Genomic DNA, 15598 nt, shown 5'->3' with positions numbered 1-15598 from the left:
GGTTTGGTATTTCCTGGCGCCGCAAAATACTATTTGAGGGGCAATAATGAAATTAACTGCAGAAATTAGCATGTATCCATTTAATGAAAATTACCTAGACCCTATTAAGTGGTTTATAGGCCGTGTTGACAGCTATAGCAATATTGAGCGAGTAACTAATGCTATGGCAACACAGATATGTGGAGAGTATGGGGATGTTATGTCGATGCTTGCGATTGAAATGCAAGCGGCACATGTTAAGTGGGGCAAGGCGGTATTTGTATGTAAGTTTATTGGTGGTGAACTTAATTTAGCCCACAGTGAGTAATGTTTATGTTTGAATTTAGCCAAACAATAAGCCAGGCCTTCAATGAAATGAGTGTGATGACCGCCTGGGAGGCCGTTGCAGTCATTTTAGCCGTGGTGTACCTAGCATTAGCCATGCGCACCAATATTTGGTGCTGGGCAGCGGCGTTTATCAGCACGGCAATTTATACGGTACTTTTCTGGAAAGTGTCTTTGTTAATGGAGTCAGTGCTTAATATTTATTATATGGCGATGGCTGTTTACGGTTATTGGATGTGGATGCAGCAGCCGAGTAATAGCCCGGAGCATGCTATTAATGACAGTGGCTCGGCCATTGTTAGTTGGTCGCTTAATACGCATTTCATGTTGATTACTGTGACATCAATAATATCAATTATAGTGGGTTACCTTATGGCAACCTACACCCAAGCATCATTTCCTTATCTAGATTCTGCCACTACCTGCTTTGCCGTAATGACCACTTTTTTAGTGGCTCAAAAGGTGCTTGAAAATTGGTTTTATTGGATTGTTATCAATACGCTATCAATTTATTTGTACTTTAGTAAAGGCTTGATGCTGACAACTGCACTGTTTGTACTTTATGTCTTTATGGCTGTGGTGGGATACTTTATGTGGCGCAAAACATGGCTTGCAGAAACAGATTCAAATTCAGAGCCACTCTCTCAAAATGGTTGAATTAGAAACATTGGTTGCTCAATCAGCGTTAAACTTACTTCCTAATGACGTGGTCAGCTTGCTGCTCAAGCTTGTACCTTCGAACCAACTGGAAAAACTGGCTAAGTATTGCATCAGCGTTGAACACTTGTCAGCGGGATTGAGTAACCAAAATTATCTGCTTAACTCTAAATTTGAGCAGATACAAAAATCACAAGTATTAAGAGTGAATCAAGTTGATGCTGTGTGGTGCTCTCGTCAAGATGAAGTCGCTAGCTGGCGACAAGCACAGCAGATAGCAATCGCCCCTAAATTACACTTTTACAGTGATAATTATGAAATTTATCTCAGTGACTTTATTGTTGAAACCACACCTTGGCATAAGGCTTATCACGAGTATGGTGTAAATACTCCTCGCCAGGATGAGATACTCATAGGTACATCAAACTCACAACCTGTAGAACAACTTCTTGAAGTATTAAAAAACCTATCAACTTTGCCTTTACCTGAAAAAAAGGTGAGCTTACTGCAACAATGGCACGAGTATCGGCAGCAGCTTATAGCCTCTTATCCGCAGGAAACCGCCGAATGGCAACACTATTTTAACCAACTCGACGACCAAAGCGACATGATTAAGCAGTGGTTTAATGCATTAGAGGAATGTTTAATTGCACCGACTTTTTGCCACAGGGATTTAACCCCCTTTAACCTGCTATTGGACATTCACGGCTATCAAAACAGAGGCTTAGCAAGATTAATGTGTATTGATTTTGAATATGCAGCCACCAGTCATCCTCTTTTTGATTTAGCGTCAATATTGGCAACCCACAGTTTATCAACGCAACAAACGGATACTTTGTTGCAAGCCTACTTTCAATGGCAAGCAGAAACTGCATCTCCTTCACTAAACACTAATGCCCCTAAATGCGTAGCATATGCGATAAATTGTTATTGGCTATTTTGTGTTATGTGGGCTTTATTGATGGCAAGAAATACCCGTCAAAACTTCTTTCCCTTGTATCATCGATACTTTTCATTAATTGATTTCAGCTATCCTTAAACGAAAATTTAGACAGTAAGTTAATCAATACTTATGATGCGAATTGCCTGATAGTGCTGAATTTGGGTTTAAATACCTCTGTGTTGAAATATTTTTGCCTTATACAGGGTCTTATTTAGCTATACCCATTTATATAATATTTCAGACATAGTTTAAGTATTAACAATGTTGTTGTTTAATAAAGGAAGTTGGATGCAAACGTTATTTTCTCTATACCAAAAGATACTTCAAAAACTGTCTCATTTTGATGGTCTGGCTCCACTAGCATTAAGAATTTATCTTGCACCAGTGTTGATGCAAGCTGGATACAATAAATTGGCCCATTTTGAAGATACCGCGAGCTGGTTTGGTAATCCTGATTGGGGCCTTGGTCTGCCTATGCCTGAAGTGATGACTGCTTTGGCAGCTGGAACTGAACTTTTTGGTGGCTTTTTGTTGCTTATGGGATTAGCCACAAGACTTATTTCATTACCTTTGATAGTGACAATGGCTGTGGCAGCTTTTGCGGTTCATTGGCAAAATGGCTGGTTAGCTATTGCTGATACTAACTCATGGCTAGCTAATGACAGTGTGCTAGCCGCGGGTGAAAAAACTCGCCGCCGCTAAAGCTATTTTACAGCAACATGGTAATTATGAATGGTTAACCAGTTCAGGTAACTTTGTTATTTTGAATAACGGCATTGAGTTTGCGATTACCTATTTACTGATGCTTTTGGTATTACTGTTCATGGGCGGAGGGCGTTACGTCAGCATCGACTATTATATTCAGCGCTTTCTGGCTAAAACTGCGTAAGCAGTATTCATGGCATACGTATTTATCACATTAGGCGAGTTTAATTCCAATTAAAGTCAATTAAACCCAATTAAACCCAATGCAAATATCCCACCAAACAGGTGGGATATTTGTTATTATCAGCCTAAATAAAGCCATCGCTAGGATAAAAACGTTGAAAGCATCAGAACTATTATTAACTCGTCAGTCTAGCCCAAGATTGACCACTCCAGCGCCAACGACAGAACAGCTGGACTTCATTCTTAATGCAGCCGCTCGTGTACCTGATCATGGTGGGTTAACGCCATGGGAGTTTATTATTGCCCAAGATGATGGTCTGACTCGCCTTGCTGAGATTTTTGTCAGCGCCGCAAAAAAATCGCAAGCCGATGAAGCGCTTATCGAAAAAGCTGAAAAAATGCCATTTAGAGCGCCATTGGTCATCACTGTGGTGGCAAAAACACAAACTCATTCCAAAGTACCAATTATAGAACAGCACATAGCAGCAGGGTGTGCAACAATGGCGATGCAGCAGGCAGTGTTTTCTCTAGGTCTAGGAGCTGTGTGGCGTTCGGGAGACTTTGCTTTTGACAGAAACGTACATCAAGATTTAGGCTTGAATGACAATGATCAAATAGTAGGCTTTTTATATATAGGTACGCCAACAGTAACAGCACCAATAAAGTCATTGAAAGAAGGGCGTCAATTTGCGCGCTTTTTGTAGAGGATACATTCTAGTGCCTGTTATCTAATAGGCACTGGCTATATGGCAGTTTTATCTGTGTTGAATGTATGTGTTCTTTTAGCCTATGAGGGCATACATTTCGGCGATAACATTAAATGATATTGTTAAGCCGTGGTCACTTCTCAAGTATCAAACTCAAGATAAAAAGTTACTTCAAAAACTTAACCCAAAACAAGTGAAGCTTTAGCACTTAAACTGTAAAACTTAAGCTATAAAGGTAAGGGGTATCAAATAACCCTTTTATTCAAGAGACTCTATCGGCAATGAGTTTTGAAACACATAATAACCGAATGGTCCCATCACTAAGCTTATTCCACTCCAAAACCAGCGTTTATTACTGCTTATTTGCGCATGCGAGGTAATCGCACGATAACAAAATAAAACATGTAATAGCATCAGTGTAACAAGCAGTATTGCTAGCGTAATATCCATATTGTCCATGTCATTTTTCCTTTGCGTTATGCAATGACTTTTATTAAGCATAATTGTTAATTGTGAACTTGCTGCAAAATAGTTAAAAATCCATCTTAATACTTAGCTGTATTATGTGCAGCAAGCTAATTTACCTTAAGTTTGCTCTAAATAAAAGAGCCTTAAGTTATTAAAATTTAGATTATTTTTTAGTATTACTTAGAACTAATACTTAGTAACTATTTTATTGTGGCTTTAGCGGGATCGATTTTTTTTCATCTAACCAAAGTGGGTATTTAATCATCACTTGTTTAAATAGATCACAGTTAACTAGCGCTGATAACCATTGCTGTACTTTAATATATTCACAAGACTCAAACCATTTATGATCAACCGCTGCAAATTGTCTAATAAAGGGAAAAATAGCGTAGTCAGCAAATGTCGGACTGTTAGCAAATAAAAATGTTTGTAGATTAAGTTTGTGTTCAAGCTCTTGGACAAATTCTTCAGCTTTATGTCGATAAGCCGATTGACTCATTTGTGGGTGTCTGTCGGCATATTTATATTTATCTAACCAGGGTTTGAAGTGGTTATCATTTTTATAAACCAGTGCTTGCTGTTCTTCAGAGTGAATACTTTGAATAACTAATTGATATTCAGTTTCATCTAAATATGGACATGTATCGAGTGGATAATGCCTAATCGCAAATTGTAAAATATCTAAACTTTCTGCAATGGTCTGCTGTTGATAAGCTAAAACAGGCACAGTTGCTTTTGCTGAAATAGCTAACATTTCAGCAGGCTTGTTTTTAAGCTCAATTTCACGCACATCGGGATTAAGTGTACTGAGGTGTAGTCCTATTCTTGCACGCATAGCGTAAGGACAACGACGAAAAGTATACAAATAATTTATCATGCTAACCTGAGTAGAAATCATTAAATAGAGCAATATTCTATCGTAAAAGATCAAGACTGAGGGGTAAATGACACAGAAAAGACGATTGATGGATTAATAACTGTTTTTTTAGTGTGATTTAGTTATAATTCCGGCCGTTTTTTGGCCTCGACACACAATTTTTTAATCACAATGCACTGGAAATGAAGTTCCAGCTAGCGGAGATCTTATGTCTACTACACCTACACCAGCAACTACATCTGAATTTGTGGTGTGCGCTCTTTATAAGTTTGTTGCTTTACCTCACTTTGAAACCATCAGGCAGCCATTGCTGAGTGTCATGGAACAACATGACGTAAGAGGCACATTGCTGTTAGCCAGTGAAGGCATTAACGGAACGGTAGCCAGCAATAAAGAAGGCATCAATGCTTTACTCACCTGGCTAGACTCACAGCCCGGCTTAGATAATATTGTCACTAAGGTCTCTTTCGATAATGAAATGCCTTTCTATCGCACCAAAGTTAAACTGAAGAAAGAAATTGTTACTATGGGAGTCGAAGGCATCGACCCACGCAAAGTTGTCGGAACCTATGTTAAGCCTAAAGATTGGAATGCACTTATTTCTGATCCCGATGTATTACTCGTTGATACTCGTAACGACTATGAAGTGCAAATTGGTACTTTTGAACACGCGGTTAATCCAGTAACAGAAACATTCCGTGAATTTCCAGCATACGTTAAGCAAAATCTTGATCCTGCTAAGCACAAGAAAGTGGCTATGTTCTGCACCGGTGGCATCCGCTGTGAAAAATCAACCGCGTATTTGAAAGAGCAGGGCTTTGAAGAGGTTTATCATCTGGAAGGGGGCATTCTTAAGTATCTTGAAGAAGTTCAGCCAGAAGACAGCTTATGGAAAGGTGAATGTTTTGTTTTTGACAATCGTGTTGCTGTTAATCATGCGTTAGAGAAAGGTCAATATGACCAGTGTAACGCTTGTCGCATGCCTATTACGGAACAAGAAAAGCTGTCTGCTGCGTATGAGCAAGGTGTTAGCTGTCCGCATTGTATTGACAAGGTGACAGACGAACAGCGTCAACGTTTTATTGAACGTGAACGCCAGGTACAGCTTGCTACGCAGCGTGGTGAGGTCCATATCGGCAGTGACGTAAATCAAGTAATTGAAAAGCGCCGACAAGACAAAGAAGCATTAAAGAAAGCACAAGAGAAACAAAAGCAAAAGTAATGATTATTTAAAATCATAAAACAAAAAAGCCTCAGTAAATGAGGCTTTTTTGTTTCAGTCAGTAGTGGTTATTAACGGTTATTCAGACAAGAATACAGCCAATTACCATTTTTTCTTCCGCTGAAATAACATATCTAAATCGTCTTCGTCATCACTCTTCTTCGGTTGCGGAACCGCAGGACCTGAGTTTTTCTGCGCACCCATAATTTCATCTAACAACTGTTTTGCTTCATCTAATTTTCGGGTTATAAAGGGGTCGTTAGGCGTTTGGGCTTTAATGAGGTGCAATGTAGAAAGTGCTTTAGTCACCATTTGCTTACTCGAACCATATTGCTTCATATAGCATGCCGCGCGTGCACGGGAAATCATCGACTCCACGTTAATACGCTGCTGTAAGCTGTCAATTCGCATTTCTTCTGCGTTGAACACAGACGGATCAACTTTTCCTTTATTGTGTTCGGCACGTAATATAGCTTTTAGCTTTTTTAAGGTTTTTACTAAGTCTAATACTTGTCGATCATTATCAGGTAAGCGAAAGTTCTCAACCGGAGGTACTTGAGGGGACGAACCAGAAATACTGCTGATTTGGCTGTTTATGTCGCTTAAACGACGCTGATAATCACTCAGTAATTGGCCTGACGCATGCGATATAGATTGTTCGAGTGCATCTTGTATCCGTTTATAAAGGACTAAGATGATATGGCTAGAACAAGATGCCGCTCCTGAGTTAGCTAAAACAGCTTCAGTTTCATCAATAATAGCGCGATGACGAGAGACTTCTACTCTTCGCTCTGCTTCAGCTCGTTCTTTTTGTTGTTGAATAATACTGAAGCCAATAATGAGTAGCAGTAGAGCGCCAATCAGCATTAATATTAGAATTAAAGACATAGGTTTTCCATGTTGTCATAGTTATTGCGTGTACAGCATCTAAAAACAGTTAGAAGCAACACGAGTCTATTTGTTGTTTTAATAATAGATGAATAGCAAAACCAAAATTAATATATATCTTAGCGTAAGTTATGCCTACTGTCGTTGAAAACCCAGTCATTTTGATGATAAAAGTTGTTGTTAGTTGTTGAATGATCATCAAAAGCACTATTTTTGTAGCTTGTCACACGTGTGAGTTTGCCGACTAACGCCTATTTCAGGGTATTTTACTGAGTTACAGTAGGCTATTTTCACTTGTCTTATATGCTAATTTACATTACATTTGCTAACATCTATAACATTTAGTTATAGATGGGTTGAGGTTAGTGGCGTCCTATTGCGTCATTACTGCTAATGTTCCAATTAAATAGTAAGGAATGGTGCCATGAAGCTGCAACAATTAAGATACATTGCCGAAGTGGTCAAACACAATTTAAATGTATCAGCTACTGCTGAAAATTTATATACCTCACAACCGGGGATCAGCAAGCAAGTTCGTATGCTTGAGGATGAGCTTGGGATCCAAATCTTTGGTCGAAGTGGCAAACATTTAACCCATGTTACCCCCGCGGGTTTGCAGGTTATCGAAATAGCGAATGATATTCTAGGCAAAGTAGAAAGCATTAAAAAAGTATCAGAAGAATACACTAAGCCAAATCAAGGTGAGCTAAATATTGCCACAACTGATACCCAGGCCCGTTATGCTTTACCGCAAATCATTAAAGAATTTATTAAGCGTTACCCTAAAGTTAATTTACATATGCATCAAGGTACGCCTAGCCAAATCAGTGAGCAAGCGGCTCGAGGTGAAGCTGATTTTGCTATTGCAACAGAGGCTATGCATCTTTATACCGACCTAATTATGCTACCTTGTTACCACTGGAATCGTTCAATAGTGGTCACCCGCGATCACCCTCTAGCCAGTATCACAAAACCTAGTATTGAAGATTTAGCCAAATATCCTTTAGTGACCTATGTATTTGGTTTTGATAAAGCCTCTGAAATTGAAAAGTCGTTTAATCGTGCTAATTTACACCCTAGAGTAGTGTTTAGTGCAACCAGTGCTGACGTATTAAAAACCTATGTCCGTCTTGGTCTAGGGGTAGGGGTTATTGCATCTATGGCAATTGATGCCAATATCGATAAAGATTTAATCGCGATAGATGCCAGTCATTTATTTGCTCACAGCACCACTAAAATTGGCTTTAGACGTGGCAGCTTCTTACGTGGTTACATGTATGACTTCATGTTGCATTTTGCTCCCCATTTAACCCGTACCGTGGTTGAAAATGCGGTGGCCTTGCGTGATCAACAACTTATTGATGAAATGTTTGCTGATATCACCTTACCTGTTCGCTAAAGTGTCGATTAGCTAAGTTGATAATAAAAGAGTTTTTTAAAATAGCCCGTTAAAAAATAACTAGAATAAAAAAATCACGCCGCAGCGTGATTTTTTTATGCAAACATAGTGGGCTAGGATTAATCCGGTGCGTAACCATTAGGGCCGATTAGCGCACCGTCCAGATAAGCTTGATTTTGTTTCATTTCAAGTCTGCCCAAACTAAACCATTTAACCACAAGAGGATAAATAGCGTGTTCCTGCTCATGCACTCGTTCTGCTAATATCTCAGCATCATCTTCAGCATAAATCGGTACTTTAGCTTGTAAAACAACCGGTCCTGCATCAAGTTCTGGAATAACAAAGTGCACACTAGTGCCGTGCGCTTTGTCTTTTGCATCGATAGCGCGTTGATGAGTATTAAGGCCAGTATACTTAGGTAATAATGACGGATGAATATTGATCATCTTACCTAAATAACGACAGACAAAGTCATCGGATAAAATACGCATAAAACCGGCAAGTACAATTAAGTCTGGCTGATATTTTTCAATGCAAGCAGCAAGACGAATATCATACTCTTCACGTGCTTCACCTTTGCGAGCAATGACACAACTGGTATCAATTTCACTATGGTGAGCGCGTATCAAGCCATATGCGTCAGGTTTGTTACTGATAACACCCACTACTTCAGCGTTTAGGTTGTCATCACAACCGTCTAAAATAGCTTGTAAATTACTACCGTTACCTGAAATCAACACCACAACGCGACAGCTAGCAGGCATTATACAATCTCCACTTGCTCTTCATCGGCATTACGATTGGCAATTTCACCAATTAGCCAAGCGTTTTCACCTTCAGCAGTTAACAATGCTAATGCAGCGTCAACTTTATCAGTTGGCAGTGCAATGACCATACCCACACCACAGTTGAAGGTTAAGTACATTTCACGCTTAGCGATATTTCCATTAGTCATTAACCAGTCGAACACAACAGGCCATTGCCAAGAATCACCCTTAACAACCGCTTTGCAATCTGCTGGTAATACGCGTGGGATATTTTCCCAGAATCCACCACCAGTGATATGCGCCATCGCGTGAACTTCAGTTTGCTCAAGCAATTTAAGTAATGATTTTACATAAATCTTGGTTGGTTCAAGTAAATGATCAATTAACGGCTTACCGGCTAAGTCTTGCTTAGGGTCTGCTTTGCTTACTTCTAAGACTTTACGAATTAACGAATAACCATTTGAGTGAGGGCCGCTAGAACCTAAAGCGATAAGTGAATCACCGGCTTTAACTTTTGTGCCGTCAATAATGTCAGCTTTTTCAACAACGCCAACACAGAAACCGGCTAAGTCGTAATCTTCACCTTCGTACATACCTGGCATTTCAGCAGTTTCACCGCCAATTAACGCACAACCAGATTGAACACAGCCTTCAGCAATACCATTAACAACAGAGGTTGCAGTTTCAACGTCTAGTTTGCCAGTCGCATAGTAATCTAAAAAGAATAACGGCTCGGCACCCGATACAATTAAATCATTCACACACATGGCAACAAGATCGATTCCGACAGTGTCATGTTTCTTATGATCAATTGCCAGTCTCAGTTTAGTACCAACACCATCGGTGCCAGACACTAATACAGGGTGTTTATATTTAGTCGGTAATTCACATAATGCGCCAAAACCACCTAAGTTGCCCATAACTTCAGGGCGACGGGTGCGTTTAACCGCAGTTTTAATGTTACTAACTAATGCGTTACCTGCATCTATATCAACGCCGGCATCTTTGTAACTTAATGGTGTAGGAGTGCTCACGGAGGATCCTCTCGGGTACATCGTTTAAGGAATTTTATGCGGCCACATTCTACCAGCTTGTGCCGTTACTCGAAAGCCATCATTTAGCTTTATCCGCCAGATAAAACACCAAATTGTGTGATTTTTATTGGCTTAGCTCACGATTTACTGCATTTATAAAACTTTATGTTTTATAGAAGGGATAAATACACTAAAATTCGTTAAATTTGGCTGTAATTAGACAAAGCTGGGAGATCGAAGATGAAAGTTGTTGAAGTAAAACACCCTCTTATTCGCCACAAAGTAGGATTGATGCGTGAAGCAGATATCAGTACTAAGCGTTTTCGCGAATTGGCGACCGAAGTCGGCAGTTTGTTAACCTATGAAGCTACCGCAGACTTTGAAACTGAAAAAGTCACTATTAATGGTTGGAACGGCCCTGTTGAAGTCGATCAAATCAAAGGTAAAAAAGTTACTGTAGTGCCTATTTTACGCGCGGGCTTAGGTATGATGGATGGTGTACTTGAGCATATACCGAGTGCGCGTATTTCTGTTGTCGGTATTTATCGTGATGAAAAAACGTTAGAACCGGTACCGTATTTTGAAAAAATAGTCAGTAATGTTGACGAGCGCATCGCGTTAGTCGTTGACCCTATGTTAGCCACTGGCGGCTCTATGATAGCCACTATTGACCTATTAAAGGCTCGCGGCTGTACGTCAATTAAAGCATTAGTGCTTGTTGCTGCACCTGAAGGCATTAAAGCACTTGGTTTAGCTCATCCTGATATTGAACTTTACACCGCAGCAATTGACGATTGTCTAAATGAGCAAGGGTATATTCTGCCTGGCTTAGGTGATGCTGGTGATAAGATATTCGGCACTAAATAATAAATAAGCTGATTTTATAAATCGGTTAGAAAAAAATGGGAACCACAAGGTTCCCATTTTTTATCCGTCATATTGCTTAATCTACCCCGTCGACGCTTAAAGCAGTATGTCTAAAAACTAAATGCTACTCACTACTCACTACTCACTACTCACTACTCACTACTCACTACTCACTACAACACCATGGCCGCTATCCAGCCAAAAATAATCAACGGAATATTATAATGAATAAAAGTCGGGATCACGCTGTCACGAATATGGTCGTGTTGTCCATCGGCATTCAAACCCGCTGTAGGGCCTAAAGTTGAATCAGATGCAGGTGAACCAGCATCACCTAATGCGGCTGCTGTGCCCACAAGGGCAATTGTCGCAGCCACCGAAAATCCAAAACTAAGTGCCAGTGGCACATAAATGGTTGCAATAATGGGTATCGTTGAAAAAGAAGACCCAATCCCCATGGTAATAAGTAAACCGACCAAAAGCATGAGTATTGCCGCCAATGCTTTATTGTCACCAATAAAATCCCCTAGTGACGTCACTAAAGAGCTCACTTCGCCGGTTGACTTTACAACCGCTGCAAAACCAGCAGCAGCAATCATAATAAAACCAATGTTGGCCATCATATGTACGCCCTGGTTAAATAAGTCCTGGCCAACACTTTGTTTAATAATCCCCGAAAAGCGGAAAATGACAAATCCGGTTAAGGCACCAAATATCATTGAGTCTGTTTGAAGTTGCACTATTAAGGTAGCGACTATGGCGATTAAAGAAATGACAATGCTTTTAGTGTTAATTGTCTGCTCTGCCTGTTCAGTAACCGTTTGCTGTGCGATAAATAGGTATTCTCGCGGTTTGCGGTAACTAATAAACATCGCAAATAATAGCCCACATACCATGCCTAATGCGGGTAATAACATCGCCTGTGGTACTTGAGCGTGAACCGCGTTTAAGCCATTACTGTTTAAATTTGCCAGTAGAATGTCATTTAAGAAAATACCCCCAAAACCGATAGGTAAAATCATATAGGTAGTCACTAAACCAAATGTCAGTAAACAGGCAATAAGGCGGCGATCAATTTTCAATGCAGTTAATACATGCAATAGTGGGGGAATTAAAATAGGAATAAAGGCGATATGAATGGGCAAAATATTTTGCGAAGAAATAGCCATTGCCAGAATAGTCACCAACAGCATCCATCGCACAACCTGGGTATTACTACTATTAGGCTCTTTACCCAATTTTTTAATAATACTGTTAGAAATTAATGTAGTTAAACCAGAATGTGACAATGCTGCAGCAAACGCCCCCAGTAGGGCATAACTTAAGGCTATTTGAGCACCGCCACCTAAACCATCGTTAAAAGCGGAAATTGTTTGTTGTATATCAAGCCCACCGACAAGGCCGGCAACTAAAGCGCTTATTGTCAGTGCAATCACCACATTTACTCGAACAAAACTCAATGCAAGCATTAAGCAAACAGATATCACCACAGCATTCATATTTTTTAATTCTATTTATTATAAGTGTTAAGGCGTTTATTTATGCCGTTATTTACTTTGCTTGTCCAGTAAAGCCTTTATTTTATTAGTGTATCACTAGCATGCTGTGCCTATCGCGTTCATCAATGTTAAAGAATGAGGCCAAAATGTAATCTGTTGTAAGCCATTTTTAGTTATTTGTTTTTAAAACCTTAAAAATAGTAAGGCTGTGATGAGGGGTTTTTCAGCAGGTAAAACAAAATTCATTCGAAACCTCTTATCGGGGGCGCAAATAAAAGGTATGGTATAGCACATTGTGGAAGGGTGAACATTGCACCTTCTTTTAGAATTTTAACAAGCCATTAATGGAGATATAAAATGAGCGTATTAGTAGGCCGTCCAGCCCCAGACTTTACCGCAGCAGCAGTATTAGGTTCAGGCGAAATTGTTGACAACTTTAACCTTGCTTCGGCAACTAAAGGTAAGCCAACGGTTATCTTTTTCTATCCTTTAGATTTCACTTTCGTGTGTCCATCAGAGCTAATTGCTTTTGATCACCGCATGGAAGAGTTCACTAAGCGTGGTGTTGAAGTTATTGGTGTGTCTATTGACTCACAGTTCACTCACAACGCATGGCGTAACACTCCAGTAGACAAAGGTGGTATTGGCCAAGTTAAATACACTTTAGTTGCTGACGTTAAGCATGAAATTTGTAAAGCATACGATGTTGAACATCCAGAAGCAGGTGTTGCTTTCCGTGGTTCATTCCTTGTAGACAAAGAAGGTCAAGTACGTCACCAGGTGGTTAACGATTTACCATTAGGCCGTAACGTTGACGAAATGCTACGTATGATCGATGCACTTCAATTCCACGAAGAGCACGGTGAAGTATGTCCAGCAGGTTGGTCTAAAGGTGATAAAGGCATGACAGCTAGCACTGATGGTGTTGCTTCATACTTAAAAGATCACTCAGACAAGCTATAATCTTCGCTTGTTGAATATCAAAAAAGCTGCCTAGGCAGCTTTTTTTGTTTCTGTAACTTAAATAAAGTTAAGCTAAACTAAACTAAACTAAACCGCACATCTGCTAAGTTTAGTCGTCGGTATCACTATTGTCAGCCTCGTCATCCGAGTCATCTATAGTCGCCAACGGCCAACCGCCAAGGGTTTTCCAGCGATTAACGATATAACAAAAAAGTTCAGCGGTACGTTCAGTATCATACAGTGCTGAATGAGCTTCTTTATTATCAAAATCAATGCCAGCCATTTTACACGCTTTAGCCAATACCGTGTGGCCAATAGCTAATCCGGCAAGGGACGCTGTGTCAAAACTGGCAAAGGGATGAAACGGTGAGCGCTTTAAACTATTTCGCTCGATACATTGATTAACAAAACCAAGATCAAATGCCGCATTATGTGCCACAACAATACTGCGATGACAGCCAACCGCTTTTTGAGCCTTTTTAACTTCTTTAAATATTTCTAAAAAAGCGGACTTCTCATCAACAGCACCCCTAAGCGGGTTGGTAGGGTCAATCCCATTGAATGCTAATGCAGCGGGTTCAAGGTTTGCACCTTCAAATGGCTCAATGTGGTAATGAAGGGTTTTATCTAAGCTTATAAAGCCGTCATCATCCATTTTTAGCATGGTAACTGCGATTTCAAGCAATGCATCTGTATTAGCATTAAATCCTGCTGTTTCAACATCAATCACCACAGGAAAATAACCGCGAAATCGATATTTAAATTTATTGCTGTTGCAGATGTCACTCATGTAATTCTATTACCCCATTAAACCTGAATATTATTGTCACCATTAAAGACCGGCCTGCGCCTATTGTGACAGATAGGCCGTGCATTATACCCAAACTGTCTTAATATGCTCGTTTCAGTGATAATTTAAACTTAAGAAAAAGATTTAGCCGCCGATATATTAACAGGTAATAAAATCGACAGGTGACACCATGTGGCAAAAAATCATATTAGTATCCAGTTTGTGTATCAGTGCTTCTGCAAGTGCTGATCTACGTCACTATGTTGCCTCCCTTGAAAACTCTGCCTGGCGTGTAGGTGAAAATACCCCTATTGAATGTCGACTAGAACATGATATTCCAGATTACGGCAAAGCTATTTTTTCCAGTAAATCAGGAAAAAACCTCAACCTACTCTTTACGCTTGATATGTGGGCAAAGCCAGACGCGGTTACCAATGCTAAATTAATCAGCCGAGCACCGACCTGGCGCCCAGGTGATGCATCAAAAGAAATTATCGCATTAAAGTATCAAAAACAATTTAACGGTGAAGTCCCTAAAAAAGCTGCCTGGGCTATGCTAAATGAATTAAGCCAGGGCCGTCAGCCTACGTTTTATTATGCCGATTGGTATGATGCATCAAGTAAAGTTGCAGTGGGGATTTCAGCGGTGAACTTTGCCAGCAAGTATCGTGAGTTTCGCTCATGCTTAGCTAATTTATTACCATACAGTTTTGATGACATTGCATTCACGGTTTTAAACTACCAAGAGGGTGGAACCGAATTAACTCGTTTTTCAAATTATCAGCTTAAAAAAGTACAAGAATACTTATCATACGATCCTAATATCGAGTTAGTGGTGGTTGATGCCTATACCGACAGCTACGGTGGGCGTTCAATTAACCAAAAAGTGTCAGAAAAACGTGCTGATTCAGTTAAAAGTTTATTAATAGCCAGTGGTATCTCACAAGACCGTATCACCACAGAAGGGCATGGTGAAAAACGTCACGTGGCTGGTAATGACTTAGCGTCAGAGCGACAAACAAACCGCAGAGTCGTGATTAGAATAACTAAACCTATATAGTGCTGTTAATTATTACTTTGAAAATACACAGACCTGAATTCGTTTCAAAGTAACGTTAGCCATTAATCTGTAGCATTAGCCTGAATCATATTCAGGCTTTTTTGTATGTGTTTGAAGGTAAATTTTAGACAAAAAAAACCCACTCAAACCGAGTGGGCTAAATAATTTGCAATCAACAAATTTAAGGAAGGAAGTCAAGCATAAGAACTGGGAATAAGTTAATGTTTCACAAACACTAACTTGAA

The 15598-nt window shown here is 39.8% G+C and carries 16 protein-coding genes and 1 pseudogene; 10 read left to right on the top strand and 7 right to left on the bottom strand.

The genetic code is table 11. The annotated features are described in order from the left end of the window. Positions 1–46 precede the first annotated feature (46 nt). The 5 genes and pseudogenes from ACRWP9_RS14350 to ACRWP9_RS14330 all read left to right on the top strand — a co-directional run bounded on the left by ACRWP9_RS14350 (position 47) and on the right by ACRWP9_RS14330 (position 3516). The gene (locus ACRWP9_RS14350; protein ID WP_226414723.1) at positions 47–307 is read left to right on the top strand and encodes a hypothetical protein; all 261 of its coding nucleotides are present in this window, start codon (positions 47–49) and stop codon (positions 305–307) included. 5 nt (positions 308–312) lie between these two features. Beyond that, a complete protein-coding gene (gene pnuC, locus ACRWP9_RS14345) occupies positions 313–981 on the top strand; it encodes a nicotinamide riboside transporter PnuC (RefSeq protein ID WP_434926565.1) in 669 nt (222 codons plus the stop codon). Continuing rightward, positions 974–2020 carry a phosphotransferase gene (locus ACRWP9_RS14340; RefSeq protein WP_434926564.1) on the top strand — a complete coding sequence of 349 codons (1047 nt, stop codon included), beginning with the start codon at positions 974–976 and terminating at the stop codon, positions 2018–2020. Before pnuC ends, ACRWP9_RS14340 begins: the two co-directional genes overlap by 8 nt. A 192-nt stretch (positions 2021–2212) precedes the next feature. Further along, a pseudogene (locus ACRWP9_RS14335) lies at positions 2213–2813 on the top strand (HvfX family Cu-binding RiPP maturation protein). Positions 2814–2967: 154 nt separating this feature from the next. Further along, the gene (locus ACRWP9_RS14330) at positions 2968–3516 is read left to right on the top strand and encodes an NAD(P)H nitroreductase (protein WP_434926563.1); all 549 of its coding nucleotides are present in this window, start codon (positions 2968–2970) and stop codon (positions 3514–3516) included. 261 nt (positions 3517–3777) lie between these two features. On the opposite strand, the gene ACRWP9_RS14325 is transcribed toward ACRWP9_RS14330, so the two are convergent. Both ACRWP9_RS14325 and ACRWP9_RS14320 read right to left on the bottom strand, forming a co-directional pair. Continuing rightward, positions 3778–3978: a hypothetical protein gene (locus ACRWP9_RS14325; RefSeq protein WP_434926562.1), complete on the bottom strand. Its 201-nt coding sequence runs from the start codon at positions 3976–3978 to the stop codon at positions 3778–3780. Between the two features lie 214 nt (positions 3979–4192). Continuing rightward, positions 4193–4864, bottom strand: coding sequence for a glutathione S-transferase (locus tag ACRWP9_RS14320; RefSeq protein ID WP_434926561.1), 672 nt, complete (start codon positions 4862–4864; stop codon positions 4193–4195). Between the two features lie 208 nt (positions 4865–5072). Here ACRWP9_RS14320 and ACRWP9_RS14315 point away from each other — a divergent pair, with 208 nt between their 5' ends. Next, positions 5073–6086, top strand: coding sequence for a rhodanese-related sulfurtransferase (locus tag ACRWP9_RS14315; protein WP_434926560.1), 1014 nt, complete (start codon positions 5073–5075; stop codon positions 6084–6086). A 102-nt stretch (positions 6087–6188) separates the two neighbouring features. Here the strand turns inward: ACRWP9_RS14315 and ACRWP9_RS14310 are convergent, their stop codons facing one another. Further along, a complete protein-coding gene (locus tag ACRWP9_RS14310) occupies positions 6189–6974 on the bottom strand; it encodes a hypothetical protein (protein WP_434926559.1) in 786 nt (261 codons plus the stop codon). 424 nt (positions 6975–7398) lie between these two features. Between ACRWP9_RS14310 and cysB the strand changes: the two genes are divergently transcribed. After that, entirely contained in the window at positions 7399–8373 is a 975-nt protein-coding gene (cysB, locus tag ACRWP9_RS14305; RefSeq protein WP_434926558.1) for an HTH-type transcriptional regulator CysB, read from the top strand. Positions 8374–8492: 119 nt separating this feature from the next. Here the strand turns inward: cysB and purN are convergent, their stop codons facing one another. Further along, positions 8493–9137: a phosphoribosylglycinamide formyltransferase gene (gene purN / locus ACRWP9_RS14300; protein ID WP_434926557.1), complete on the bottom strand. Its 645-nt coding sequence runs from the start codon at positions 9135–9137 to the stop codon at positions 8493–8495. Continuing rightward, the gene (purM, locus tag ACRWP9_RS14295) at positions 9137–10174 is read right to left on the bottom strand and encodes a phosphoribosylformylglycinamidine cyclo-ligase (protein ID WP_226414746.1); all 1038 of its coding nucleotides are present in this window, start codon (positions 10172–10174) and stop codon (positions 9137–9139) included. The genes purN and purM overlap by 1 nt, the downstream gene beginning before the upstream one ends. Positions 10175–10414: 240 nt before the next feature. On the opposite strand from purM, the gene upp reads away from it, so the two are divergent. Beyond that, entirely contained in the window at positions 10415–11041 is a 627-nt protein-coding gene (gene upp, locus ACRWP9_RS14290) for a uracil phosphoribosyltransferase (protein ID WP_226414748.1), read from the top strand. 173 nt (positions 11042–11214) lie between these two features. Here the strand turns inward: upp and ACRWP9_RS14285 are convergent, their stop codons facing one another. Next, a complete protein-coding gene (locus tag ACRWP9_RS14285) occupies positions 11215–12540 on the bottom strand; it encodes a Na+/H+ antiporter family protein (RefSeq protein ID WP_434926556.1) in 1326 nt (441 codons plus the stop codon). Positions 12541–12897: 357 nt separating this feature from the next. Between ACRWP9_RS14285 and ACRWP9_RS14280 the strand changes: the two genes are divergently transcribed. Beyond that, complete coding sequence (locus ACRWP9_RS14280) at positions 12898–13503, top strand: peroxiredoxin (protein WP_226414754.1); 606 nt, start codon at positions 12898–12900, stop codon at positions 13501–13503. Between the two features lie 109 nt (positions 13504–13612). Here ACRWP9_RS14280 and rnt read toward each other — a convergent pair whose 3' ends face one another. Next, complete coding sequence (gene rnt / locus ACRWP9_RS14275) at positions 13613–14293, bottom strand: ribonuclease T (RefSeq protein WP_434926555.1); 681 nt, start codon at positions 14291–14293, stop codon at positions 13613–13615. 190 nt (positions 14294–14483) lie between these two features. On the opposite strand from rnt, the gene ACRWP9_RS14270 reads away from it, so the two are divergent. After that, on the top strand, positions 14484–15353 hold the full coding sequence (locus ACRWP9_RS14270) for a flagellar protein MotY (protein WP_434926554.1): 870 nt from the start codon (positions 14484–14486) through the stop codon (positions 15351–15353). The last annotated feature ends 245 nt before the right edge of the window (positions 15354–15598 follow it).

The sequence above is a fragment of the Shewanella sp. HL-SH2 genome, assembly GCF_051164935.1.
GTDB lineage: Bacteria > Pseudomonadota > Gammaproteobacteria > Enterobacterales > Shewanellaceae > Shewanella > Shewanella glacialimarina.
Note: the sequence above shows the minus strand (reverse complement) of the source record. Positions and strands in the feature narration are given on the sequence as shown.